The following is a 24,470-nucleotide window of genomic DNA, read 5'->3' as shown; positions in this document are numbered from 1 at the left end:
ATCATGCACACACTCAAGAAGTTCGTCTGGCCGGTGGGATTGCTCCTCGTTGCGGCGTCCTGCCAGGACCTCGACGTGGTGAATCCCAATCGCCCCGATGCGGAGCGCGCCACGGCGCAGCCGCTCACTACCGAAAACTTCGTGGCCACCTCCTTCCGCACCTGGTGGCCGGTGGCGGGACACGATGACTATCCCTCGTGGGCCTTCAGCACCATGGCGCGCGAAATCACCTCGGGCTTCGCCGACTTCGGCCAGCTCGAACTGAGCGCCGAGCCGCGGCAGGGGTGGAACAACAGCCCCGTGAACGTGCGCCGCTTCGTGAACGAAACGCCCTGGTTCCAGCTGTTCCGTACCGTGTCGTCCGTCAACGACGTGGTGGGATCGATCAACCGCGGGCTCGTAATCGAGAACCCCGTGCGTACGGCACGCGCCAAGGCGATGGGCAAGTTCATGCAGGGGCTGTCGTACGGGCACATCGGCTTCTATTTCGACAAGGCGCCGCTCATCGACGAGTCCACGCAGCTCGACACCGTGCGCACCCCGCAGTTCACGGAGTACCGGCAGGTGGCGGCGTTCGCCATCCGGCAGCTCGATTCGGCGATCGCCGTGGCGCAGACGCAACCGTCCATGACCTTCCCGGCGGACGCGTGGCTATACCAGAGTCTCACGCGCGACCAGTTCGTGCGCCTCGCCAATTCGTACGCGGCGCGCATTCTGGTCTACACGCCGCGCTCCCGCGCGGAGCGGGCCGCCGTGAACTGGGCGGAGGTCATCCGTCGCGTGGACGCCGGCATCCAGACTGACTACGCCCCGCTCGCCCAGCCCGATGTGTTCTTCGACGACTGGAAGCGTCTGGTGGCGCGTTTGCGCACGGCGGGACGTCCGTCTGACTTCGGACGGCCCAGCTACTGGCTCATTGGTCCGGCCGATTCCACCAACGGCTGGGTGAACTGGGTGGCTACCCCCAACGACAACCGCCAGCCGTTCCAGATGCGCACGCGTGACCGTCGCATTCAGGGCACCACGGGGCCGGCGTCGCCCGGCAAGTACGTGGGGTACAACCTCAACAACATCTTCGCGGCCGACCGTGGCACCTTCCGCTGGTCGCACTACTTCTTCCGTCGCAGCGGCGTGGACCTCACCTGGCAGACCGGCCCGCAGCTCGCCATGAGCGTGGCCGAGATGGACCTGCTCAAGGCGGAAGCGCTCATTCGCCTCGGGCGTGCGGCGGAGGCAGTGCCCCTCATCAACAGGACGCGTATCGCCAACGGCGAGTTGCCGCCGGTGACCGTGGAGGGACCGCCCAACGAGCCCGGGTGCGTGCCGCGCAAGGAGAGCGGCGCCTGCGGCAGCCTGTGGGATGCGCTCCGCTACGAAAAGGGCATCGAGGGGCTCGGCATGAACGGGGTCATTGCCTTCCTCGACGCGCGCGGGTGGCAGACGCTTCCCGAGAACACGCCCGTGCATCTGCCCATTCCGGGCCGTGAGCTCCAGACCCTCCAGCTGCCGCTGTACACCTTCGGCGGTCCCGGCGGACAGGGGAGTGCCCCGGCCCGCGATCCGGAGCGGTGCCCGGTGGCAGGGCTCGCGCGCTGCCCCAGCTGATTCACCGCCCTGCTGAGCTACGCGAAAGGCCACGACGTGAAGCGTCGTGGCCTTTTGTCGCAGTGGCGTGCTGAAGCCACGCCGACCATCACCACCCTGCTGGTCGGCATGGAAAACGCGCTCACCGCACGGGCGAGCGCGTAGTCCTGCCGTCTGGCGTGCGAGGAGTCAGGCGAGCACGGAGCGGGCCGCCTGCACCACGCGGTCGGCGCTGATGCCGAACTTCTCGAAGAGTACCGGCGCTGGCGCGCTGGCGCCGAACGACTCGATGCCGACAATGGCACCGTGGTCACCCACCCATCGGTACCAGCTCATGGGGTGTGCGGCCTCCACCGCCACGCGCGGCACGCCGGTGGGGAGCACATGGTGGCGATACTCCACGGGCTGCTGCGCGAAGCGCTCGAGACTGGTGCAGCTCACCACCCGCGCGTGCACGCCATGACCCGACAGCTGCTCGCGGGCCTTGAGCGCCACTTCTACCTCCGAGCCACTGGCCAGCAGCACCACGTGCGGGACGTGTCCCGCCGCGTCAGCCACGACATAGGCACCCTGCTTCACCCCGTCACGGGCGCGCGCCGGTTCCCCGAAATACGCGAGCTTCTGTCGGGTGAGCACGATGGCCGACGGTCCCGACCGATGATGCAGCGCCGTGCGCCACGCTTCGCTCACTTCGTCGGCATCGGCGGGGCGCAGGACCAGGAGGTTGGGAATGCACCGCAGTGCCGCCAGGTGCTCGATGGGCTGGTGCGTGGGACCGTCTTCACCCAGCCCGATGGAGTCGTGCGTGAAGACGTAGATCGCCTGCACGCCCATGAGCGCGGCGAGCCGAATGGCGGGGCGCATGTAGTCGCTGAACACGAGGAAGGTGCCGCCGTACGGAATCACCCCGCCGTGCAGCCCCATGCCATTCATGATCGCCCCCATGGCGTGTTCGCGAATGCCGAAATGGAAGTTGCGTCCGTCGCGCTGCGCGGCGCTGAACGGGTGCGCCCCCTTCACGTTGGTGAGGTTGGAGCCGGTGAGGTCGGCACTGCCGCCCAGCAGTTCGGGAACCACATTGGCGATGGCGTTGATCACCGCGCCGCTCGCGGCGCGACTGGCCACGGCACCGCTCTTGGCATCGAACACCGGGAACGCCTGCTCGAGTTGCGGCGGCAGCTCCCCCTTCATGCGGCGTTCGAATTCCTTGGCCAGCTCCGGGTACGCGGTTTCATACGCCTGCCACGTGCGCTGCCATTCGGCGTGGGTAGCGGCGCGCTGCGCCGCGGCCTCTCGCCAGTGCGCCAGCGCGTCGGCCGGCACGAAGAACGGCTCCGTCGACGGCCATCCGTAGGCGGCCTTGGTGAGCGCAATCTCTTCCTTGCCCAGCGGCTCGCCGTGCGCCTTGGCCGAATCCTGCCGGTTGGGCGAACCGAAGCCGATATGCGTCTTCGTGATGATGAGCGTGGGGCGCTCGGTATCCGCCTTGGCCTGCGCAATGGCCGCATCGATGGCGGCGAGGTCGTTCACATCGTCCACATGCAGGACCTGCCACCCGTAGGCCGCGAAGCGCTGGGCCGCGTCGTCACTGCAGGTGAGGGCCGTGCTGCCGTCAATCGTGATGCCGTTGTCGTCGAAGAAGCCGATGAGCTTGCCGAGCTTCATGTGTCCCGCGAAGCTTGCCGCTTCGTGCGAGATGCCCTCCATGAGGCAGCCGTCGCCGGCAATGAAGTACGTGTAGTGGTCGACGATCTGGTGGCCGGGGCGATTGAACGTGGCCGCCAGGCTCGCCTCGGCGACCGCAAAGCCCACCGCATTGGCAATGCCCTGACCGAGCGGGCCGGTGGTCGTTTCCACGCCCTTGGTGTGGTGCACTTCGGGGTGCCCGGGCGTGAGACTCTCCCACTGGCGGAAGTTGCGGATCTCCTCGAGCGGGAGGTCATAGCCGGCGAGATGCAGTGTGCCGTACAGCAGCATCGAGGCGTGTCCCACCGACAGCACGAACCGGTCGCGGTCGGCCCAGGCCGGTGCGGCCGGATCGTGCCGCAGGTGGGTGGCGTACAGCGCGTACGCGAGCGGCGCGAGCGCCATGGGCGTGCCGGGGTGACCCGACTCCGCGGCCTGCACCGCGTCCATGGCGAGGGTGCGCACGGTGTCGATCGCGAGACGCACCGTCTCGGGTGACGCGGAAGCAAGAAGGGGTGACACAGCGGACACGGATCGCTCCGGAAAATTCGGCGAGGGGGTGGTGCGGGTGGTGCACCACAGCCCTCAAATCTAGCCGATTTCGGGCCCCCCTGCGCCCTCCTGGGCCAACCGCGCGCGCCGCCGGCGCGCGCATCCGTTACGACGCGAGGTACTGCTCCCGGGTCAGCGTGAGGTGGTGCGCCAGGTGTCCGGCCATCATCCAGACGAGCGCCCGCGCCGATACGGCCTTGCTGCTGGCCACCCCGCGCTGCGCCAACGCCTCCGCGTCCAGAGAGTCCACCAGCTCCAGCGTTGCCGTGCGGACCGCCAACAGCTCACGCGTGATACTGGCGAGTGTCCGCTGGCCGGCGCGGCTGGCCGGGACCCAGTCGTCCTGTTCGAAACCGGGAAGCGGCGTGACGTCGCCGCGCGCGATGCGCAGCAGACGATAGGCGAAGACGCGCTCGGTGTCGGTCACGTGGATGAGCGACTCGGCGAGCGTCCACTTGCCGGGGGCGTAGCGATACGCCGCCCGCTCCTCCGGCACCGTGCGCAGGAGCGTCTCACATTCGGTGCGCTGCGCCTCGAGCAGCTGCGCCACGTGGCTCAGGCCACGCGCCGACATGGTACGGGCGGCCTGGTCGATGTACCCGGCATAGTAGGGCGCGAATTCGTCGTCGCCGGGGCGGAGGATATCGGTCGGCATGGTCGTCACGAGGTGAAGGGGGAACTCAGAACCCGAGCGCCGTGGCGAGGGCGGGAAGGGCGGTGGCGTTGGGGAGCGCGCCCTGGGCGAGTCGTGGTGACCCGCCGCCGCGCCCACCCGCGTGTTGCAGCGCGGCGCGCAGCGTCTGCCCCGCGTCGAGCGACGCGTCCGGTGAGGCCGCGAGCAGCACGGCACCGGTGGCGTCGTTGGTGACGAGCACCACGCAGGGACCCCGCGTCAGCAACTGCTGGACCAGCGGCTCGGCATCCTTCACCGCACCAGACACGCGATGACGCACGCGCCGCACGCCACGCGCATCGACGTTGCTGTCCTGCCACAGCGCTACTGCTTCGTGCCCCGCCAGCTCTGCCAGCAGCCGTTTCCGGTCGCGCTCGAGCTCGGCCAGGCGAGCCACCTGCTGCTCGACGAGCGCCGGAAGATCGCTCGCCGCCGCCGACAGCGGTCGCGCGGCACGGGTCAGCAGCTCCGCATCGCCATGGGCCCGCCGCAATACGCGATCGCCCGCCAGAAACTCGATGCGCGTGTGCCCACGTGTCCGTTCGGCACCGCGCAGCAGGAGGGCGCCAATTTCGGCGGTGTTCGCGAGATGCGTCCCGCCGCAGGCGCTGCGGTCGAGCCCCTCGATGGTGATGATGCGCAACGTGCCGTCCCGGTCGCTCGCCTTGCGCAACCCGCTGGCCGTGGCCGCCTCCTCGTAGCTCACCTGTACGGCGTGCCGCGCGCGCAGCAGCGCATTGACCCGCTGTTCGATGCGGGCCAGCTGGGTAGCGCCGATGCCCTCGGCGCACGCCACATCCACCGTCGAGGCCTGATCGCCGAAGTGCACACTCACCGTCGCCCATCCGTATTCGTCGGCGAGCAGCGCCGACAACAAATGTTGGGCGGTGTGCTGCTGCATGTGATCCAGCCGCCGCGCCGTATCGACGTGGCCCACCACCATGGCCCCCAGCGGGAGTCCCAACGGCTGCGCCAGGCGGTGCGCCACGCGCGTCTCCTCGTCGATGACATCCACGACGGCCACGTCGGCCAGCGTCCCCACGTCGTGCGGTTGTCCCCCGGAGGTCGGGTAGAAGGCCGTGCGGTCGAGGTACACCACCGTTCCCTCCGCAGCCACGGCGGTGACGGTCGCGCTGAATCGCGCAAGCCGCGCATCGTCGTAGTACAGGCGTGTGGTGACGTCGTGATGGTCGGCCGTGGGTGCAGTCATGCGCAGGCGCACTCGGAACGGGGGATTTCGACGGCTATCTTCCGGATATGCCGTCACCATGCCGCGAAATATGACGCGTTCCCCGCTCCTTTCGGGTACCCGTCGCGCCGTTGCCGCTGCGGTTCTGGCGGCGACCACCGCAGGGGGCCTGCTCGCCTGCGTTCCGGTGCAACCTGCTCCGGTCCCGGCAGGCACCACCCTGCGCGACGTCGATCCCCTGGCCGCCGGCGCCGCGCTGCCGCCGGCCCCCGACGATCCCGAGCCGGTCGCTGCCGCTTCTGATTCGGCAGGAGGGGCGCGGCTGCTGCGTCTGGCCTTCGTGTGGCACCTGGCGTCGCTGCATCACCCGGCGGTGGCGGTGCGTGGGGCGCCGCTCGACTCGGCGTTCATCCGCGCCGTCACACTCGTGGGCCGCGCCACCGATGCCGACCAGCTGGCGCTGGCCTATACCCGCTTTCTGGCGGCGCTTGGCGATCCGCTGACGCGCGTGGAACGTGACAGTGCCGACGTGCCCACCGCCCCCGGCCCGGTGGTCACCGTGGCGAACGCCGAGCGCACGCGCGACAGCATCCTCGTGCTGCAGCTGCCCTCGGCGTGGCGCTACGAGGAAAGTGCGGCGGTGGGGGTGCGGCAGGCGCTGGCCAGCGTGCCATCGCGCGTGGTGCTCGACTTGCGGGCGAGCGCGCCGGGCGCAGACGCCGACAGCGTGGAGGCGTTCGTGGCGCGCACGCAGCTCGCCGAGCGTCTGGCATCGGTGCCGTTCACGATGAGCGGCCTGCGGGTGCGCCGGGTGGGTGGCGCTCGCGAAGACGCCGGTCGATGGTCCTTTGACGATTCGTGGCTCGGGCGTGATGGGGCGCTGATCAGCCCGGTCGATGCGGCGCCGCGCCGCGTCGTGGTGCTCGCCAACGAGCACACGGTCATGCCGCGCGCCGTGCTGGGACTGCTCGCCACGGGGCGGGCAACGCTCGTGGCGGAGCAGGGAGTGCGCGACGACGCGCTGGCCCCCAGCGTGCGCGTGCCCATAGGCGCCGGTCTGATGGTGCGCCTCCGCACCGGCGAGTTGCTCCACGCCGACGGCAGTGGTGGTCTGGTGGCCGATACCGTGGTGTCGCGCGCCGCCGCGCCTGCCGACAGCGCTCCTGCACTGCGCGTGGCCCTCGGCATGCTGCGCAGCGGGCGCTTCGTGCGTGCCTCCCGGTTGGCACGCGTGCGGCCGCGTGCGGTGTTGCCCGGCTATTACGACAGCGACCCCTACCCGTTCATGGGGTCGCGCGTGCTGGCCGGCGCGCGGGTGTGGAGTGCCATGCGCGCACGGCATGCGCATCGTGACCTGTACGACGACGATATCGATGCGGTGTTCGAGCGCGCCCTGCCGCGGCTCGAGTCGGCGCGCTACGCGACCGAGTACGCCGCGGCGCTGCTCTCGTTCGTGAGTGCCTTCGATGATGCGCAGGTCACGCTGCGCGGGGCGACCGTGGACAGCGTGCGCGGCGTGGCCACCTTGCCCTTTCGCGTACGCTGGGCGGATGGACGGGCCGTCGTGACCGACGTGGTCAGCACCGACGACGCGCGGGCGCTCGACATTCGCGTGGGGCAGGAACTCACGGCGGTGGACGGCTTTCCCCTTCCCGCCTGGCTCCAGGAGCGTCGGCGGGCGGTAAGCGCCCCCAACGACTGGTCACGCCAGCATCTCCTCATGACGCTGCTGCCGCGCGGCGCCGTGGGCGCATCGCTGGTGCGGTTGCGCGACGTCACGGGGCGGGAGCGGCAGCTGGCGGTGCCGCGCCGGGTCGAAACGATGGCGCTGCTCCCGCAGGTGGAGCGGCCGTGGCAGCCGGCTTCGATTGCGCTGAGCGGCGGTGTTGCCTATCTCGATGTGAATCGCCTCACCGATCAGACGGTGCAGGGGGAACTCGACCGGCACCGCCGTGCGCGCGCCTGGGTGCTGGACCTGCGCGGGACGCTCGCCGACAGCAGTATGGTGGCCGCCGTCGTGCTGCGCGCGGTCCGCACGCGTCCGGTCGCGGTGGTGGCGCGTGAACTGCACCGGTATCAGTCGGTTCCCTGCCTGGCCGAGTCGCTGCGCGATCAGGCGGCCCAGTGCCCGGACGAGCGGGAGGTGCGCTCGCGCGTGTCGCGTGGCGATTCGACCGGACAGTACCGTGGCCGGCTCGTCGCGCTCGTGGACGAACGGACGGCCGGGGCCATGGAGCGCCTGGCGCTCGCCCTGGAGGCCACGACGGAGATCACGTTCGTGGGGAGTGCGACGGGCGGATCCCCCGCCGAGGCCGTGGACGTGCCGCTCCCTGGCGGTCTCGTGTTGGGAGTGCCCGCGGCCGAACTGCGCCGCACCGATGGCTCGCAGTGGCAGCGCGTGGGCATTGCCCCGATGGTGGATGCTCGGCTCACGCTGCGCAGCTTCCGCACCGGGACCGACGAGGTGCTGCAGCGCGCGCAGGAGTGGTTGGCACCGCAGCTCGATGGGCGCGCGGGACGACGCCGCTGATCATGTCCCGGCGTTCTTCCACCTGAGGTCTTTTCGCTTGCCTCCGCCGTTGCCCACACGGCTGCCCATCGAGGACGTGCTCGACGCACTCTCCGCCGCGCTACAGTCTCGCGGCGTAGCCGTGCTCGAAGCCCCTCCGGGGGCTGGCAAGACCACGCGCGTGCCGTTGGCCTTGCTTCCCGAACCGTGGATGGCCGGTCGGCGCCTGGTGATGCTCGAACCGCGTCGCCTTGCCGCACGCGCCGCCGCGCACTACCTGGCGCGGCAGCTCGGCGAGTCCGTTGGAGGGACCGTCGGGTACCGCGTGCGCGGTGACACACGGGTCTCGAAACACACGCGCATCGAGGTCGTCACCGAAGGGGTGCTGGCGCGAATGCTGTCGGCCGACGCCACGCTCGACGGCTACGCCGCCGTGCTCTTCGACGAGTTCCACGAACGTTCGCTGCACGCCGACCTTGGCCTCGCGCTGGTGCTGGAGACGCAACAGGTGCGCGACGATCTGCGGGTGCTGGTGATGTCGGCCACTCTCGACGGCGAGGCCGTGGCGCAGCTCATTGCCGACGCACGGGGACCGGCACCGGTCGTACGCAGCAGCGGTCGCATGTTTCCGATTACCACGCATCATCGCGCCCCACGCAGCGACGAGCGCATGGAAGCCGCAACGAGTCGCGTCGTGCGTGATGCCCTCGCCGAGTGCGAGGGCGACGTGCTGGTGTTTCTGCCCGGCATGGGTGAGCAGCGCCGTACGGCGGAGCGGCTCACGGGGAGCGTACCGCCCACGGTGGATGTCTACGTGTTGCACGGCAGCATGCCGTTGGATGAGCAGGAGGCGGCGCTCGCGCCGGCGCCGGCTGGACGGCGCAAAGTGGTGCTCAGCACGAGCGTGGCCGAAACGAGCCTCACTGTGGAAGGGGTGCGCGTGGTGGTCGACGCCGGCTGGTCGCGCATTCCCCGCTACGATGCGGTGGCTGGGCTGACGCGGTTGCACACCGTGCGCGTGAGCCGTGCCTCGGCCGACCAGCGGCGCGGGCGCGCCGGGCGTACGGCACCGGGCGTGTGCTACCGGCTGTGGGATGTGCACGAAGAACACGGCTTTCTCGCCGCATCGCGCCCGGAGATCATCGATGCCGATCTGTCGAGCCTGGCGCTGGAGCTCGCCGATGCCGGCATTGCCGATCCGGCGCAGCTGCGCTGGCTCGACGTGCCCCGCCCTGGCCCCTTCCTGCAGGCGCGGCAGCTCCTTGCACAGCTTGGGGCACTCGATGCGCAGGGGCGCATCACTCCGCACGGCAAGCGCATGGCGGCGCTGCCGCTGCAGCCACGACTCGCGCATCTGGTGCTGCACGCGCAGACGCGCGGGCAGCTGCCGCTGGGCGCCGCGATCGCCGCGCTGCTGGAGGAGCGGGACGTGGTGCGCGGCGAGGGTGTTGGCGGCGCACCGGCCGACCTGCGGCTCCGCACCGAGCTGTTGCAGCGCGGTGGTGATGGTGGCGCGCTGTCCATGTACGGCGCCCGCGCCGATCGCGACGCGGTGCGGCGCGTGAAGGAGGGCGCTGACGACCTGGTGCGACGCATCGACGGCGGCGCACGGCTGCAACCATGGGACGATGCCGAAACGGGGGCGCTGCTGGCACTGGCGTTTCCCGATCGTGTGGCGCAGCGCCGTGCGGGTGCCGAACCGCGGTATCTGCTGCGCAATGGCAGTGGGGCCGTGCTGCGCAAGGGCGACAGCCTGCACGATGCGCCGTACCTCGCCGTGGCCGAGCTGGAGGGACAGCCGCCGGAATATCGGATTGCGCGCGCCGCGCCGCTCACGCTCGACGAGATCCGTGACGATTTCGGCGAACAGATCGCGCGGGAATCCGTGGTGGTGTGGGACGAGCGTTCGCGCAGTGTGAAGGCCGTGGAGCGCAGCATGTTGGGCGCCATCACCCTCGAGGAGAAGCCGCAGCGCGAGCCGGACGCCGAAGCGGTGCGCAGTACACTGCTGGAGCAGCTCGCCCGCGTGGGGGTGAGTGCGTGGCCGTGGCGCGAGCGCGCACAGCGGCTGCGCGAGCGGCTGGCCTTCGCGCATGCGCACGATGCCGCGTGGCCCGATGTGAGCGACGCCGCACTGGTGTCCTCACGTGGCGAGTGGCTGGGTCCCTTCCTCGACGGTGCGCGCACCTGGGCACATCTCGAGCAGATCGACTGGCACGAGGCGCTCGCGGGGCTGGTGCCATGGCACCAGCGCGCGGCACTCGATCGCCTCGCGCCCACCCATCTCGACGTGCCGAGCGGCTCGCGCATTGCGCTCGACTACAGCGATCCCATGGCACCCGTGCTGGCGGTGAAGCTGCAGGAGGTGTTCGGCTGGACCACCACGCCCATGCTCTTCGACGGACGGGTGCCGGTCACGCTGCACCTGCTCTCGCCGGCACAGCGCCCGGTACAGGTGACGCGTGATCTCGCCGGCTTCTGGACGTCCAGCTACTTCGAGGTGCGCAAGGAGATGCGCGGGCGCTATCCGCGACACCCCTGGCCCGACGACCCGCTCACCGCCGAGGCGACGCGTCGGGCCAAGCCCCGGGGGACGTGATCAGGCGAACGCCCCCGGCAACACCGCGACGAACTGCTGCATCTCCGCCGGCGTCCCGATGGAGACACGACACCAGTCGGTGTACGGCGGGAAGGCCCGGCCGATGGTGAAGCCCTTCGCGGCGAAGTACTGCTGCGACTGCTCCACCGGCTTGCCCGTCTGGAAGAACACGAAATTGGTCTGCGACGGCGCGACCTTCTTGCCCAGCTTCGTGACGGCGTCGATCAGCATCGTGCGCCCTTCGGCGTTCTTCGCCTTCACGAACGCCTGATACTCGGTGTCCATGATCGACGCGTTGGCGGCGGTAAGGCCGAACACGTTCGGATCGCCGCTCACGTACTGGGAGAGCTTCTTGATGATGTCCGGTCGTGCGATGGCAAAGCCGATGCGAAGCCCCGCCAGTCCGTGAATCTTGCTTGCGGTGCGTGACACGATGATGGGTTCGCCCTTGAGCACGAGATCGGTCATGCTCTTGTACCCCGGCTGCGTGACGAAGTCGTAGTAGGCTTCATCCACGATGACCGTGGAACGCTTCGCGGCGTTCGACACGAAGTCGCGCAGCGCCTGATCATCGCCGAGGTTGGACGTGGGATTATTCGGGTTGCACACGAACACGAGCTTCGTGTTGCCGTTGATCTTCGCGTCCATCTGGTACAGGTCGTGATCGAGGCGATGATCGAGCGGTACCTTGTGCACCGTGGCGCCCAGCGTGTCGCCCCAGCGCGGCAGGTCTTCGAAGGTGGGCCACGGCGCCACGATCTCGCCGCCGTGCATGTTGTAGGCGAGTGCAAGAATGGACAGCACCTCGCTCGAGCCCTGCGTTACGAGCACGTGATCGACCGGCACGCCCACATGCTTCGCAAACGTGGCCGTGAGTTCGTCGCGTACGGGCGGCATGTACCAGGTGTGCTGCCCCCAGTTGCCCATGAGGGCATCCTTGGCCTTCGGCGACATGCCGAACGGGTTCTCGTTGAAGTTGAGGCGAATGGGCCCGGCGGCCCGGCGCGCCGTGGTCACGTCACGTTCCATTTGCGTGAGCAGCGCCGAGTAGGGCAGCCCGCCCCCCAGCACCCGCGACATCTCCGCGGCGGGGAGCAGACCGGGCAGGGCGACGCTGGCGCCAACGCCAAGACCGGTGGTGCGGAGCCACTGGCGCCGCGACAGGGCGCGGGAAAACGGGCCGGAAGGAGACTCGGAGCTCACGCAGCACCTCGACACGGGTGGGAGTATGGGGGGCGGGTGCCCCGCGGCAGCAGGCCGACGTGGGAATCGACAGCCGAAACAGGGACCTCGCCAGAGGAACACGGGTTTCCACTATCTTGCGCGCCATGTCGTGGAAACGTTGGCTGGTCACCCTGCTGTCGTTCGGGCTCATGCTGGGGATCTCCGCATGGGTCGTGGCGCCGCATTGGCCCGCCGGCGGCATGCCGTGGCTGGCCTGGCCGGTGCACGTGGCGGCGCTGGCCACCGTGACCGCCGAGATCGCCACCCGCGCCTTCAAGATTCAGGCGTCGGCCCGCGCCTGCCGCATTCCCCTTGCGTTCGGCACGGCGTTGCGGGTTTGTCTGGCGGGCGACTTTGCCGCGGCCATTACGCCGGCCCGCTCGGGGGCAGAACCGGCCCGCTTTCTGGTGCTGGCGGAGAGCGGCACAGGCGCCGCGCAGCGGGTGCTGGTGCTCTTTCTCGAGCTCTTCCTCGAAATGTGGTCATTGGTGCTGGTCTGTAGTGTCCTGGCGGTGCTCTTTGCCGGACGCGGCGCCAGCACCGGCGGGCTGCTGGCCCTGGTGGGTGGCTACAGCACCGTGGTGCTGGGCTCCGGTACGACGGGGTGGCTGCTCTCCCGCCGCAACGCCAACGGGCCGCCGCCAGCGTGGGCGCGTTCGCTGGGGCTGAAGGCACCGCGCTGGCGAGCGGTGCAGCGCACGCTGCGCTCCCTGCGCGAGGCGGTGGCGTCGCTGCGCAGCGCCAAGATGGGGCTCATGCTGCTCGCCTTCGGGGGGTCGGTGCTGCACGTGCTGTGCAAGGTGGCCACGCTCCCCATCCTGGTGTTCCTGGGCGATCCCACCTTCCCGCGCACCATGGACACCCTGGCGCCCCTCGTGCTCTGGCCGCTGGCGCTCTTCTACGGTGGCGTGGTCGTGCCGGCGCCGGGTGGCGGCGGCTTCATCGAGGGAGCCTTTGCCGCCACGCTCTCCACCGCCATTCCGGCCGGGATCTTCGCCGCCGCCCTGCTCTGGTGGCGCTTCTACACCTTCTATCTCTACATCCTCATCGGCGGGCTGGCTGCCGGTGATGCCGCGCTGCGCGCCCTGCGCCCGGCTCCGGCGTCCCCCTCGTCATGACGCCGCGTGCCTGAGTCGCGTTCCTCTGCCACGCCGCCACCGGTGCCGGCGCAACCGGTGGCCTCGGATCATTCTACTGATCTTGTAGTGCCGCGATGGAAGCTCGTTTGTGGCTTCTTCATCATCTATGTGGTGTGGGGGTCGACCTACCTGGCCATCAAGTGGGGCGTGCAGACGATCCCTCCCTTTGCCCTCGGGGCAATGCGTTTTCTGCTCGCCGGCGGGGCTCTGTATGGGTTCATGCGCTGGCGCGGTGCCGCGGCGCCGTCCCGCGCCGAATGGCGCGACTCGGCCATCGTGGGCGCATTGCTGCTCTTCGTGGGGAACGGCGCCGTCAGCTGGGCGAGTCAGCGGGTGAGCTCCGGTATCGCCTCCGTGCTGGTGGCCACCGTGCCGCTTTGGCTGGTGCTGTGCGAGGCGTACCAGGGAAAGCGTCCCCGGGTCATGCAGCTGGTGGGCGTCGTGGTGGGGCTGGTGGGGGTGGCGCTGCTGGTGCTGCCGTCGGCCCGCGCCGGCGCCGGGGGACGGAGCCCCGTGGTGGACCCGGTGGGCGCGGTCGTGCTTACGCTCGGGTCGCTCAGCTGGACCGTTGGCTCGCTGTATTCACGCGCGTCGCAGCAGGCGAAGCCGGCGGCCCTCGCCATCGCCATGCAGATGCTCACGGGCGGCGTGCTACTCAGTGTGCTGGCGGCGTTGACGGGAGACTGGGCGAGGCTGCATCCCTCCAATGTCACGTTACTCTCGGCAGCATCGCTACTTTATCTGATCATCTTCGGCTCACTCATTGGGTTTTCCACGTATATGTGGCTCCTCAAGGTGGCCAGCCCCACGGCCGTGGGCACGTATGCGTACGTGAATCCGCTGGTCGCCGTGCTGCTGGGTGTGGCCCTGGGTGGCGAACGACTCCCCGCCACCGCGTTCGTGGCCATGTCGATCATCGTGGGAGGGGTCGCCCTCGTGAGTCTCGTGGACGCGCGGCGCCGGCGCCGCTGAAACGCGCTCGCCACGCCGCCGTAGTGTCCACGGTCCTCATCCTACGGAGTCGTTGGTGCGCACACACATCAAGGTCGTCGCGCTGGTCAACCTGCTCTACAGCGCGCTGGGCATGTTGGCCGCGTTGGGCACGCTCTTCGGCAGCATCTTCGGCTCCATGGCCACGCTCAATCCCATCGTCATGATCGTGGGGACGGTGGGGGGCGTGATCGCCGCCAGTATGATCGGCCTCGTCAGCCTCTTCGGCCTCATCGCCGGCTTTGCGCTGCTCAACCACCAGAACTGGGCGCGCTATGTCATCCTGGTCGTGTCGGCCTTCCGTCTCTTCAAATGGCCGTGGGGGACCGCCTTTGGCGCCTACTCCATCTGGGTGCTGACGCACGACGACACCGTACGCGAGTTCACGCTCCACGGCTGATCGTTGGTTGCCGGTGAGGGGGGAGTCGCGTAGCCTCAGGCATGCCCCATACCCCCTTCCAGCAGGAGACCCTTGGCGCGCTCGCCGACTGCATTCTGGAGGGGGCGCCGGCAGGGCACGAATCCCGGGCGGAGTTCCTCGCCCGGTGCAGCGCACGGCTGCACACGCTGCCGCTGCACCGGCGTGCCCTCATGGGCACCGCCCTCGACCTGCTGGGCTCCGGGACGGCCACCCTCCTGGCCGGGTGCCCACCACGCCCCTTCGCGCAACTCACGGCCACCCAGCAGCGTCGCTGCTGCCTGGCCTGGACGGAGAGCGCGCTGCCGCCGATCCGCTCCGCCTGGCAGGCGATACGCCGGCTGGTGCTCACCGTGCACTACGCGCAGCCGGAGGTGGCGGGCGCCGTTGGCTACGACGGGCCGTTCCAAGCACGGCAGCAGTTCCGGCCCTTCGAGGGGCCGCTCCCCGACGGCCCCCGCATTACGCCCGCTGAGCCGGTAGCCAGAGGGCCCGTGATCCTGCCCGGCGCGCTTCCCCCCGAGCCGCTGCCAGCCGGGGTACACCGAGGCGCGTCCCTCACCACCGATCTGTCCCGTCGCGCTGACGTGGTGGTCATCGGCACCGGGGCCGGCGGCGCCGTGGCCGCTGCCACGCTGGCCGAAGCGGGCTACGACGTGGTGGTCATCGAAAGCGGTCCGTGGGTGACACGCGCCGACTTCACGGAACAGGACGCGGCCCTCACGGAGCGCCTCTTCGCCGACGGTGGACTGCGCGCGACCGACGATGGCGCCATTGCCCTGCTGCAGGGGGGCGCCGTGGGCGGGGGCAGCACGGTCAACTGGATGATGATGCTGCGCACTCCCGACTACGTGCTGGAGCAGTGGGCACGCGAGGCCGGTACCGACGGCATGACGCCCGCCGACATGGCCCCCGTGTTTGCGCAGGTCGAACGCGATGTGCACGCGGGGCTGGTGCCGCACGACGCCCATTCGGCCAACAATCAGCTGCTGTGGAACGGGGCGCGGGCGTTGGGATGGCGTGTGCACAGCGGCATGATCAACGCCCGGCAGTGTGTACGCTGCGGCTTCTGCAGCTTCGGCTGCCGACACGACGCCAAGCAGTCGGTGCTGCGCACCTATCTGCCGCGCGCCGGTGCCGCCGGTGCCACCCTGTACACCGACCTCTCGGTGACGCAGGTCGAGGTCATCGAACGCGATACCGGCCGCGGGACCCCTCCCCGCAAGCGCGTGCATGCCTCCACGCCACAGGGCACGCACGTCACCGTGGACGCACCACTGGTGGTGGTGGCCGCCGGCGCCGTGGGCACGCCGGTCCTGCTGCAACGCTCGGGGCTGGGTGGCGGCGGGGTGGGGCACTGGTTGCGCCTGCACCCCACGACCATGGTGAACGGGGTGTATGACCGGGACATCGTGCCCAGCACAGGCATTCCCCTCACCACGATGTGCGACGAGTTCATCCGCTGGCGTGGCACCGACTACGGCTTCTGGATCGAAACGCCGCCCATGCACCCCGCGCACACCGCCACCGTGCTTCCCGGCTTCGGTGCGGCGCACGCCGCCTCCATGGCGCGCTTCAACCGGCTCGGGGTCTTCATTGGCCTCACGCGCGACGGCGCGGCGCGGGGGGTATCCAGCGGTCGGGTCACCGTGAACCGGCGGGGTGAGACGTCCATTCGCTACCGCCTCACCCCCGACGACGAACAGCGCGTGCGGGCATCGATCGTAGCCATGGGGCGGCTGCACCTCGCCATGGGCGCGAGCGCCGTGGAGACGGTGCACGCCACCCCCATCGTGGCGCGCTCCATGGCTGCCGTGGAGTCGCTGGCGACCGGAGCGCTGTCCCCCAACCGGCTGGCGCTCTTCTCGGCCCATGTGAACGGGACCTGCCGCATGGGTACGGACATGGCGACGTCGGGCGCGACGCCCGACGGTGAGCGCCATGGGGTGCGCGGCCTGTACATTACCGACGGCTCGCTGCTCCCCACTGCGCTCGGGGTGAACCCGCAGGAGACCATCATGGCCGTGGCGCAGCTGCTGGCGTCGCGTATCGCGGCGCGTCACCGCGGCGTGTCGCAGTAACCAGTCTCCTTCACGACTCTTCACCGGTTCCCACGGCATACCCATGAGCAAGGGCGAGAAGAAGCGGCGCCGGGCACTCGACGCCTACTGGGCGCTGCAGCGGGCAGCGGCGCTGGCGGCGACGCGGGTGGACGACGCCGTCCATCCGTTCGGTCTTTCGGCGTCCCAGTACGGCGTGCTCGACACCCTCCTGGAGCGCGGGCCCACGCACCAACAGGAGCTGGCGGAAGCCCTCGGACGCAGCAAGGCACAGATGACGGCCATCATCGACGCGCTCGAAGCGCGCGGCGTCGTGCGCCGGGAGCGGCACGCCGTGGACCGGCGCTTCATCTCGGTGTATCTCACCGAGGCGGGACGGGTGCTGCTGGCCGAGGCGGCGCCTGCGCGCACCGATGCGGTGGTGGCGCTCATGCGCGAACTCAGTGGTGACCAGAAGACCCGGCTGGTGCGCCTCTGTCGGCGCCTGCTCCGGGTACTCGACCCGTCGGAGCCGCCGCCGACCGACGAGTCCGACGAAAGCGACGAACGCGACGAACGCCACGAACCCGACGAGGCCAACGAGGCGACGGCCGCCGGGGACGCCAGCGTCACCGACCGCGCAGACGTAAACGTCGAGCCACCGACCGCCGACGCCTCCGCCGCCGACGCGCCGCCGTCCCCCTGACCACTCCCCACGTTTACCACCGATCCCCTCATGGCTGGACGTCATTTCCTGCAGATCCCCGGGCCGACACCCGTACCCGACCGCCTTCAGCGGGCAATGCACCGCCAGATGGAGGATCATCGCTCGTCGGCCTTCCCGGCGTTCACGCGCAGCATTCTCTCGCGGCTGCCGCAGGTGGTGCACCAGACGCACGGTGAGGCGTTCGTTTTTCCGGCGACCGGCTCGGCCATGTGGGAGGTGGCGCTGGTCAACACGGTCAACCCCGGCGCGCGTCTGCTTGCGCCGCGCTTCGGGCAGTTTTCGCATCTCTTCATCCAGACCGCGCGCCACTTGGGCTATCAGGTGGATGTGCTCGAGGAACCCTGGGGCGAGGCTGCCAGCCCCGAGCGCATCGAGGCGGCGCTCGCGGCGGACACGGCACACGAGATTCAGGGTGTGCTGCTCGTGCACAACGAAACCGCGACCGGGGTCACCAGCGACGTGGCCGCGGTGCGCGCGGCCATGGACCGCGCCGGGCATCCCGCCCTGCTGTTCGTCGATGGCGTGAGTTCCATCGCCAGTCTCGATTTCCGCTTCGATGACTGGCGGGTGGACTGCGCCATTACGGGCTCGCAGAAAGGCTTCATGCTGCCGGCGGGGCTGGGCATGCTGTTCGCGAGCCCCAAGGCGCTGGCGCGCGTGGAGGCGTGCACCACACCGCGCGCCTACTTCGACCTGCGCGCCATGCGCGCGAACAACGCCCAGGGCTATTTCCCCAGCACCCCGGCGCTTTCCCTGCTGTACGGCCTTGACGAGGCGCTCACGATGCTGCTCGAGGAGGGGATGGACAACGTCGCCCGGCGCCACCGCTACCTGGCCACCGGCGTGCGCGCCGCGGTGAAGGCGTGGGGGCTGCGCGAATGCGCGCAGCGCCCACAAATCGCGTCCGATTCGCTCACCGCCGTGCTCGTCCCGGCAGACAAGGATGCGCGCACCGTCATCGATCTGGCCTTCCGGCGCTACGACATCGCGCTTGGCAGCGGGCTGAGTGAAGTGGCGGGGAAGGTGTTCCGCATCGGGCACCTTGGTGACATGAACGCACTCACGCTGGCCGGTGCGCTGGCGGGAACGGAAATGGCACTCGCCGATGCCGGCTTCGACATCACGCTGGGCAGTGGTGTGGGCGCGGCCCTGGCGCAGTGGCGGGTGCCGGCGTGAGCACACACGACGTGCGGGTGGTGGTCACCCGCAAGATGCCGGCGGCCGTGGAGGCCGAGATTGCGTCGCGCTACGACGCGCTCTTCAATCGCACCGACGTGGCGCTGACGGCCGAGCAGATGGCGCAGGTGCTGCAGCAGGCCGACGTGGTGATCACCACGGTGACGGACAAGTGGCACCCGGGGATCTTCGACACCACGAGCATCCGCACCAAGCTGCTGGCCAATGTGGGGGTGGGAGTGAACCACATTGCCCTCGAGGCCGCACGCCGCGCGGGCATTGCCGTGAGCAACACGCCGGACGTGGTCACCGATGACACGGCCGACGTGGCCATCGCGCTCATTCTCATGACCATGCGGCGACTGGGTGAGGGGGAGCGGCATCTGCGCAGTGGGGCGTGGGGCGGGCTGCGCCCCACGTTCATGTTGGGACGGACGTTGCGCGGCAAGACACTGGGCATCGTGGGGTACGGCCGCATCGGTCGCGCGGTGGCCCGCATTGCCCACGACGCCTTCGGCATGCACATCCTCTGGCAGGCGCCGCGCGACCCGCGTGTGGACGACCCCGCGACGGCGGGTCCGGCAGGGGCGCAGCGCGTGGACACCCTGGACGAGTTACTGCAGCGCAGCGACGTGGTGAGCCTGCACTGTCCGGCCACGCCGGAAACGCGCCACCTCATCAATGCCGCGACGCTGGCGCACATGCCCGAGCATGCGTACCTCGTGAACACCGCGCGGGGGGATGTGGTGGACGAGGCCGCGCTGGCCTTCGTGCTCAAGGAGCGGCGCATTGCCGGCGCCGGGCTCGATGTGTACGAGTTCGAACCCAGTGTCACGGCCGAACTGCGCGACCTCGAGAACGTGGTGCTGTTGCCGCACCTTGGCAGCGCGACCATCGAGACTCGCACGAACATGGGCATGCGCGCGCTCCGCAACGTGGACGCGTTCGTGGCCGGCACTGGCCTCCCTGATCGCGTGGGGTGAACGGCGCTGGCTGCCGCGCCATGCTGGGCAGCCCCCGCCACGTCCAGTTAGACTGCCGCTGTGCTGATCGCCGGCCTTGACCCCTCGCTGCACCCGACCCCGCCCGTTCCCGCGACGGCGGGGTCGCTGCTGCATTTTCCGGAGATCCGCTCCCGCTTTCTGGAGCAGCCGCACGACGTCATCGTCTGTCTGCCCCCGGGCTACCACGAGCAACCGCACCGTCGGTACCCCGTGCTGTATCTGCACGACGGGCAGAATGTCTTCGACGACCTGCCGCTGTCCCCCTTCGGCGTGCAATGGGGCGTGGACACCACGGCGCGCGCCCTCGTGCACGCGCGCGTCATCGAACCGCTCATCATCGTCGCCGTGGGCAATGCGGGGCGTGATCGCATCGACGAGTTCACCCCCACGCGCGACAACATGCACGATGCCGGGGGGCTGGCCGATCGCTATGGCCAGATGCTGGTGTACGAGATCAAGCCCTGGGTGGACCACAGCTGGCGCACGCGGCGCACCGCACGGGACACGGCGGTGGCGGGCAGTTCACTGGGCGGGCTGCTCAGTCTGCATCTCGGGCTCACCCATCCGGCCATCTTCGGCAAGGTGGGGTTGCTGAGCCCCAGCGTGTGGTGGGATGACCGCTGGATCGTGCGGCAGCTCGCCGCCGGCGGGCGGCGTCCCGACCTGCGCATCTGGCTCGACGTGGGCACCGGTGAGGCACGCATGCTGAAGGGCACACGGCTCCTGTACCGCATGCTGCTGCGCAAGGGATGGCGCATTGGCACCGACCTGCACTACATGGAAGCCGAGGGTGCGCTGCATGATGAACGCGCGTGGGGGGAACGGGCGGGGCTGTTCCTGCGCTTTCTCTTTCCGGCGCACCCCTGACGGGACTGCGCGTCCCCTGTTCGGAGCAACCGATGGACAGCTTCACGAGCTTCTCCCCCAAGGCCCTCACGTTCCTGCGCGGACTCAGGAAGAACAACCGCAAGGAGTGGTTCGAAGCGCATCGGACCCAGTACGAGCAGGAGCTCAAGGCGCCGCTGGCGGCACTCATCGAGGAGATGGACGTGCATCTGGCGACCATCGCCCCCGAGATCGTAGGCTCGCCCAGGAAGTCGGCGTTCCGCATTCACCGCGACGTGCGCTTCAGCAAGGACAAGTCGCCGTACAAGACGCACGTAGCCTGCTGGTTCTATCATGGCGACATCGGCACCCGCATGCAGAGCGAGGCGGTCCATGGCGGCGCCGGCTTCTACCTTCATGTGTCCCCGGGCGAGTGCTTCTGCGGGGGCGGTATCTGGATGCCGCCCCGTCCCGCGCTCAACAAGATCCGTGACGCGCTCGTGCACGACCTCGCGGGATGGAACGACATCGTGGGCGACAAGGCGTTTCGTCGCCGCTTCGGGGAGCTGGACCAGGAGGGGATGCTGACCCGCGTCCCGCGTGGCTATGCCGCCGATCATCCGGCCGCCGCGTGGTTGCGCTACCAGAGCTTCACCGCCGGCGCCCCACTGTCTGACGACGAGATCACCAGTCCGCGGCTGCCGCAGCTGCTGGCGCGGCACTATGCCGCCATGACCCCCTTCGTGCGCTGGCTCAACGCGGCGCTGGGGCTGGCTCCGCGCCACAGTCGACTGTAGGGGACGGGCTCGGCCCGGTTACCGCCGATACTCATGGGTACCGCCGGCCATGAGGCCCGGCGAGATTCCCTCGACATGTCGAAGTCGCTCAAGCTCACGCTGGATATCCTGATCGGCGCCGCCGCGCCGGTGCTGATTCTCAAATACGGCACCGCGCCGCTGGGCACCCTCCCGGCGTACCTCACGGCGGCGCTGGTGCCGGTGGCGTGGGTCCTGCTCGACCTCTTCGTCATCAGTCGCCGCTTCAACTTCATCACCACCTACGGCGGCGCGTCGGCCGTCATGCGCGGCGCGTTGGCGTTCTGGTACGTGGATGGCGCGCTCTTCGCCTTCAAGGACAGCGCGAGCTACCTGCTGGCGTTCGTGGTGTTCGGGGTGACGGCGCTCATGGGTAATCCGGTCACGCGCAGCATTGCCTTGCAGGGGCTCGATCCCGACACGCCAGAGCGGGAACAGCAGATGCGCCGCCTGCTCGATGAGCCGTCGGTGCGTCGGGCCATGACCCAGGCGGCGCTGCTCATCGGCGCCACCAACCTGGCGGCGGGCGGCGCGAACTACCTCATCAACCTGCGCATGGTCACGGCGTCGTTCAACACGCCCGCCTTCAACGACCAGGTGGCCAATGTCAACGCCATCACGCGTATCGTGCTGGTGCTGCCGGACATGCTCGCGCTGTTCTTCGCGTTCAGTCTCATGTACAAGGCCATGTACGCCCTGCTGCCCGGCGGCAGCGAGCAGGAGGCCGACGCGGCCGAATTCTGGACCCTGCTCAAGCGCCGCGAAGACGCCATGATGCTGACGCGCACCGATGCGGCCGCCATTGCCGATCCGGCGGCCGAGGCGCTCGCGCGGCGGCAGGCGCGCGAGGAGTTTGGGCTGCGCTGAGCCGAGTCGGCCTCCGCGGCCTCAGCCGCCGAAGGAACCGAAGCGCCGTCCCAACTCGCCCAGGTTGCCGAAGCGCTGGTTGACCACGGTGTTGTAGATGGAGCCGAAGGTGTAGCCCACCCCCACATTCATGTTGTAGCGGAAGTTCGTCTGCAACTGCTGGCGCTGCGTGAGAATGTCGCGCTCCGATTGCGCGTTGGCGGCAATGTAGATCTGGTCGCGCACGCGCGACGCCGAGCCGCGGAAGTTGAGGGAGAAGCCGCGCCCGAGTCGCAGGTCCACGAAGCCGCTCAGGGTGACGTGATTGCGATTGGGATCGTGCAGGTACTGGGAGCCTTCGAGCGTGAGGTTGGTGTTGCCCCACTTCTGCCGTTGCGTGAGTGCCAGGAGGAGCGTGTGGTTGAAGCGGGTCTCCTCCACCTGGTTGAACACCGTCCGACTGTAGTACTGGTAGTAGTTGGGACCCACATAGTACAGGGCGGTGAGCTGGCGGCGCGTGGCCTCACTCCACGGGAAGTAGTTGTACTCGATCGCCGGCGATACGCGTACGTTGAGCTTCTGGTTGAGGACCTCGCTGAAGCCGCCGGCGATCTTCAGACCGGCCGTCCAGTGTGCATTGATGGTGCGACCGAACAGCGCGTTGGCGTTGGCCGCGCGCTGCAGCACCACCACCGAGACCGTATCGCGCAGCGCGGGGTTGGCACGGTTGGTCTGGAACACCTTGAAGTCGCGCTCGTTGTAGCTGCCCGTAGCTCCCACGTTGATCTTCCACTGCTCGGTCGTGCGCGCTGCCGACAGCGTCGAGGACAGATTGGTGGTGCGCACCAACTGCTCACCGCTGGCATTCATGTTGCCGTCCACGCGGTAGAGCCAGAGGTTCCAGCGGTCCTTCACGGCCCGCGGGTTGAGGGTGGGCGCCACGACACCATTCGCCAGCGACAGGCGCAGGCGCGACGCGATGGGGGTGCGCGCCACGTAGGGGGCAAGCCCCAGCTGGAACGTGCGCAGCAGCTCACGTCGCACCACGTCATCGGCATCGTTGGGCAGGGTCGACACGACGAGGGTGTCGATCTTTCCCGCGTAGCCCTTCTGGCCCAGGAAGTTGACCGTGATCTGTCGGCCTCCGTTGCCGGCATTGAGCGACGTCAGCAGCAGATGTACGTCGCTGTCGAAGCGGTCGCGCACCCAGTTCACGAACCCCATCTCCTGGACGAAGAACTGACGATCGCACCCGCGTACGCCCCCCTGGCAGTCGAGAAAGACCCGTAGCGAGCTCTGCAGCAGGCTGTCGGGGAGCACCGTGGCGCCAGCGCCGGCGGTGGCCGACGCGCCAGCCTCGGGGGCACCGCTGCGGGCGCCGCGCTCACCCCGCGGTTGCGCCGCGAGCGTCGAGGCGGCGAGGAGCCAGAACGAAAACGCCGCGGCAACCGAGCGCGCGGCGCACCAAGGGGAACGCATGGGGGTCCTGAATATGAGGAGCTGGACCGGACTGGCGGTCCTAATTGCGGCATGGAAAGCGCACCTCCCGGCGGAGCGTGCATCCGCCATACGCACGAGCTTCGCAAAGGGTTCGCGCCAGCGGTCCCCACCCGCGCCGCCTTGGTTCCGGGGGCAGGGCGCGTCAATGGTTGTGCGCTGGCGCGCGGTCTTGCCAAGCCAGGCTACGGCGTGCGTAGGGACGCGGCCGGCGCCCCCTTGAACTCGATCCGATCGTTCTTGCCGAAGGTGATCACCAGATCGGCCGCCGCCGTGAGGGCCGTGGCGGCATCGCCCGCCGAGGTTTTGGCAATACGCATGGAAACCGGACGGTCACCGACCGTGGTATCGACGAGGGCGGCGTTCATACCGAACCAGCGCACCAGCTCCGGCACCACCGTCGTGAGCGGCGCCTGGACAAAGACGATGCCGTCTCGGGTCCATGCCAGCGCCGCATCACGCGCGACCCCGTCGCGTGGCGTGACGGTACCATTCGTCACGCGTACCGCCTCGCCCGCCTTCACCGTTTGCGTGGCGTCGGAGTCCCTGTCCCGTACCGAGACCATCCCCTCCGCGACCTGCACCACCACGTCGGCCTCCTCGGGGTAGTGTCGCATGGTGAACCCCGTGCCGGCGGCCGTAACCGTGACCGTGCCGTCACGGAGGGTGAATGAGCCGCGCTGCCCCCGGTTCGACGGAAGGTGTTGTGCGGCCTCGCTCGTGAGGGCGCGGTCGACGGGCACTTCGCTGCCTGCCTGATCGAGGACGCGCTGGGCCGCCACGATGACCACGGTTGCCACGAGCGCCATGCCGCCGTACAGCAGCCAGCGGGGCTTCTCCACCACGCGCTCCACGTGCTCCTTGGTGTGCTCCCGTTTCAGGGCGCGCACTTCCTCGAGGGTGTGGGCGTGATCGGTGACGGGCGCATGTAGTTCGGCCATCAGGGCCATGACCGCGTCGTCGACCGAGGGAACGTCG

General features: G+C 69.3%; 19 protein-coding genes. 13 read left to right on the top strand and 6 right to left on the bottom strand.

Annotated features, from left to right (window positions below; genetic code table 11):
- Positions 1-3: 3 nt before the first annotated feature.
- Complete coding sequence (locus O9271_RS16255) at positions 4-1,605, top strand: hypothetical protein (RefSeq protein ID WP_298271987.1); 1,602 nt, start codon at positions 4-6, stop codon at positions 1,603-1,605.
- 168 nt (positions 1,606-1,773) lie between these two features.
- Here O9271_RS16255 and tkt read toward each other — a convergent pair whose 3' ends face one another.
- The 3 genes from tkt to O9271_RS16240 all read right to left on the bottom strand — a co-directional run bounded on the left by tkt (position 1,774) and on the right by O9271_RS16240 (position 5,705).
- Positions 1,774-3,801: a transketolase gene (gene tkt, locus O9271_RS16250; RefSeq protein WP_298271985.1), complete on the bottom strand. Its 2,028-nt coding sequence runs from the start codon at positions 3,799-3,801 to the stop codon at positions 1,774-1,776.
- Positions 3,802-3,928: 127 nt separating this feature from the next.
- On the bottom strand, positions 3,929-4,477 hold the full coding sequence (locus O9271_RS16245) for a DinB family protein (RefSeq protein ID WP_298272203.1): 549 nt from the start codon (positions 4,475-4,477) through the stop codon (positions 3,929-3,931).
- Positions 4,478-4,502: 25 nt separating this feature from the next.
- Positions 4,503-5,705 carry an alanine--tRNA ligase-related protein gene (locus O9271_RS16240; protein ID WP_298271983.1) on the bottom strand — a complete coding sequence of 401 codons (1,203 nt, stop codon included), beginning with the start codon at positions 5,703-5,705 and terminating at the stop codon, positions 4,503-4,505.
- 70 nt (positions 5,706-5,775) lie between these two features.
- Between O9271_RS16240 and O9271_RS16235 the strand changes: the two genes are divergently transcribed.
- Complete coding sequence (locus tag O9271_RS16235) at positions 5,776-8,214, top strand: S41 family peptidase (RefSeq protein WP_298271981.1); 2,439 nt, start codon at positions 5,776-5,778, stop codon at positions 8,212-8,214.
- A 37-nt stretch (positions 8,215-8,251) separates the two neighbouring features.
- Complete coding sequence (hrpB, locus tag O9271_RS16230; protein WP_298271977.1) at positions 8,252-10,792, top strand: ATP-dependent helicase HrpB; 2,541 nt, start codon at positions 8,252-8,254, stop codon at positions 10,790-10,792.
- Here hrpB and O9271_RS16225 read toward each other — a convergent pair whose 3' ends face one another.
- On the bottom strand, positions 10,793-11,995 hold the full coding sequence (locus O9271_RS16225) for a histidinol-phosphate transaminase (protein WP_298271974.1): 1,203 nt from the start codon (positions 11,993-11,995) through the stop codon (positions 10,793-10,795). It abuts the gene before it with no gap.
- A gap of 125 nt (positions 11,996-12,120) precedes the next feature.
- Here O9271_RS16225 and O9271_RS16220 point away from each other — a divergent pair, with 125 nt between their 5' ends.
- The 10 genes from O9271_RS16220 to O9271_RS16175 all read left to right on the top strand — a co-directional run bounded on the left by O9271_RS16220 (position 12,121) and on the right by O9271_RS16175 (position 22,016).
- The gene (locus O9271_RS16220) at positions 12,121-13,134 is read left to right on the top strand and encodes a lysylphosphatidylglycerol synthase domain-containing protein (protein ID WP_298271972.1); all 1,014 of its coding nucleotides are present in this window, start codon (positions 12,121-12,123) and stop codon (positions 13,132-13,134) included.
- A gap of 87 nt (positions 13,135-13,221) precedes the next feature.
- Positions 13,222-14,127 (top strand): drug/metabolite exporter YedA, encoded by a 906-nt coding sequence (gene yedA / locus O9271_RS16215; RefSeq protein WP_298271971.1) that lies wholly within the window; start codon positions 13,222-13,224, stop codon positions 14,125-14,127.
- 55 nt (positions 14,128-14,182) lie between these two features.
- Entirely contained in the window at positions 14,183-14,545 is a 363-nt protein-coding gene (locus tag O9271_RS16210) for a hypothetical protein (protein ID WP_298271969.1), read from the top strand.
- Positions 14,546-14,586: 41 nt separating this feature from the next.
- On the top strand, positions 14,587-16,644 hold the full coding sequence (locus tag O9271_RS16205) for a GMC family oxidoreductase (RefSeq protein WP_298271967.1): 2,058 nt from the start codon (positions 14,587-14,589) through the stop codon (positions 16,642-16,644).
- A 43-nt stretch (positions 16,645-16,687) separates the two neighbouring features.
- Positions 16,688-17,308 (top strand): MarR family transcriptional regulator, encoded by a 621-nt coding sequence (locus O9271_RS16200; RefSeq protein WP_298271963.1) that lies wholly within the window; start codon positions 16,688-16,690, stop codon positions 17,306-17,308.
- Positions 17,309-17,338: 30 nt separating this feature from the next.
- Complete coding sequence (locus tag O9271_RS16195) at positions 17,339-18,505, top strand: aminotransferase class V-fold PLP-dependent enzyme (protein ID WP_298271960.1); 1,167 nt, start codon at positions 17,339-17,341, stop codon at positions 18,503-18,505.
- Positions 18,502-19,488: a D-glycerate dehydrogenase gene (locus O9271_RS16190; RefSeq protein WP_298271957.1), complete on the top strand. Its 987-nt coding sequence runs from the start codon at positions 18,502-18,504 to the stop codon at positions 19,486-19,488. Before O9271_RS16195 ends, O9271_RS16190 begins: the two co-directional genes overlap by 4 nt.
- A 60-nt stretch (positions 19,489-19,548) precedes the next feature.
- Positions 19,549-20,376: an alpha/beta hydrolase-fold protein gene (locus O9271_RS16185; protein WP_298271955.1), complete on the top strand. Its 828-nt coding sequence runs from the start codon at positions 19,549-19,551 to the stop codon at positions 20,374-20,376.
- A 32-nt stretch (positions 20,377-20,408) separates the two neighbouring features.
- Positions 20,409-21,131, top strand: coding sequence for a DUF2461 domain-containing protein (locus tag O9271_RS16180; protein ID WP_298271953.1), 723 nt, complete (start codon positions 20,409-20,411; stop codon positions 21,129-21,131).
- Positions 21,132-21,206: 75 nt separating this feature from the next.
- Complete coding sequence (locus O9271_RS16175) at positions 21,207-22,016, top strand: VC0807 family protein (protein WP_298271950.1); 810 nt, start codon at positions 21,207-21,209, stop codon at positions 22,014-22,016.
- A gap of 21 nt (positions 22,017-22,037) precedes the next feature.
- Here the strand turns inward: O9271_RS16175 and O9271_RS16170 are convergent, their stop codons facing one another.
- Positions 22,038-23,474 carry a hypothetical protein gene (locus O9271_RS16170; protein WP_298271948.1) on the bottom strand — a complete coding sequence of 479 codons (1,437 nt, stop codon included), beginning with the start codon at positions 23,472-23,474 and terminating at the stop codon, positions 22,038-22,040.
- Between the two features lie 203 nt (positions 23,475-23,677).
- On the bottom strand, positions 23,678-24,433 hold the full coding sequence (locus O9271_RS16165) for a hypothetical protein (RefSeq protein WP_298271946.1): 756 nt from the start codon (positions 24,431-24,433) through the stop codon (positions 23,678-23,680).
- Positions 24,434-24,470 lie beyond the last annotated feature (37 nt).

Origin of the sequence: Gemmatimonas sp. (assembly GCF_027531815.1) — a bacterium.
Taxonomy (GTDB): Bacteria; Gemmatimonadota; Gemmatimonadetes; order Gemmatimonadales; family Gemmatimonadaceae; genus Gemmatimonas.
This window is presented reverse-complemented; position numbering and strand designations above follow the sequence as displayed.

Excerpts from the sequence above, each read along its gene's own strand:
- O9271_RS16255 (WP_298271987.1), top strand. The coding sequence starts at position 4 with ATGCACACACTCAAGAAGTTCGTCTGGCCGGTGGGATTGCTCCTCGTT.
- O9271_RS16245 (WP_298272203.1), bottom strand. The coding sequence starts at position 4,477 with ATGCCGACCGATATCCTCCGCCCCGGCGACGACGAATTCGCGCCCTAC.
- O9271_RS16240 (WP_298271983.1), bottom strand. The coding sequence starts at position 5,705 with ATGACTGCACCCACGGCCGACCATCACGACGTCACCACACGCCTGTAC.
- O9271_RS16235 (WP_298271981.1), top strand. The coding sequence starts at position 5,776 with ATGACGCGTTCCCCGCTCCTTTCGGGTACCCGTCGCGCCGTTGCCGCT.
- O9271_RS16220 (WP_298271972.1), top strand. The coding sequence starts at position 12,121 with ATGTCGTGGAAACGTTGGCTGGTCACCCTGCTGTCGTTCGGGCTCATG.
- O9271_RS16205 (WP_298271967.1), top strand. The coding sequence starts at position 14,587 with ATGCCCCATACCCCCTTCCAGCAGGAGACCCTTGGCGCGCTCGCCGAC.
- O9271_RS16200 (WP_298271963.1), top strand. The coding sequence starts at position 16,688 with ATGAGCAAGGGCGAGAAGAAGCGGCGCCGGGCACTCGACGCCTACTGG.
- O9271_RS16195 (WP_298271960.1), top strand. The coding sequence starts at position 17,339 with ATGGCTGGACGTCATTTCCTGCAGATCCCCGGGCCGACACCCGTACCC.
- O9271_RS16180 (WP_298271953.1), top strand. The coding sequence starts at position 20,409 with ATGGACAGCTTCACGAGCTTCTCCCCCAAGGCCCTCACGTTCCTGCGC.
- O9271_RS16175 (WP_298271950.1), top strand. The coding sequence starts at position 21,207 with ATGTCGAAGTCGCTCAAGCTCACGCTGGATATCCTGATCGGCGCCGCC.
- O9271_RS16170 (WP_298271948.1), bottom strand. The coding sequence starts at position 23,474 with ATGCGTTCCCCTTGGTGCGCCGCGCGCTCGGTTGCCGCGGCGTTTTCG.
- O9271_RS16165 (WP_298271946.1), bottom strand. The coding sequence starts at position 24,433 with ATGGCCGAACTACATGCGCCCGTCACCGATCACGCCCACACCCTCGAG.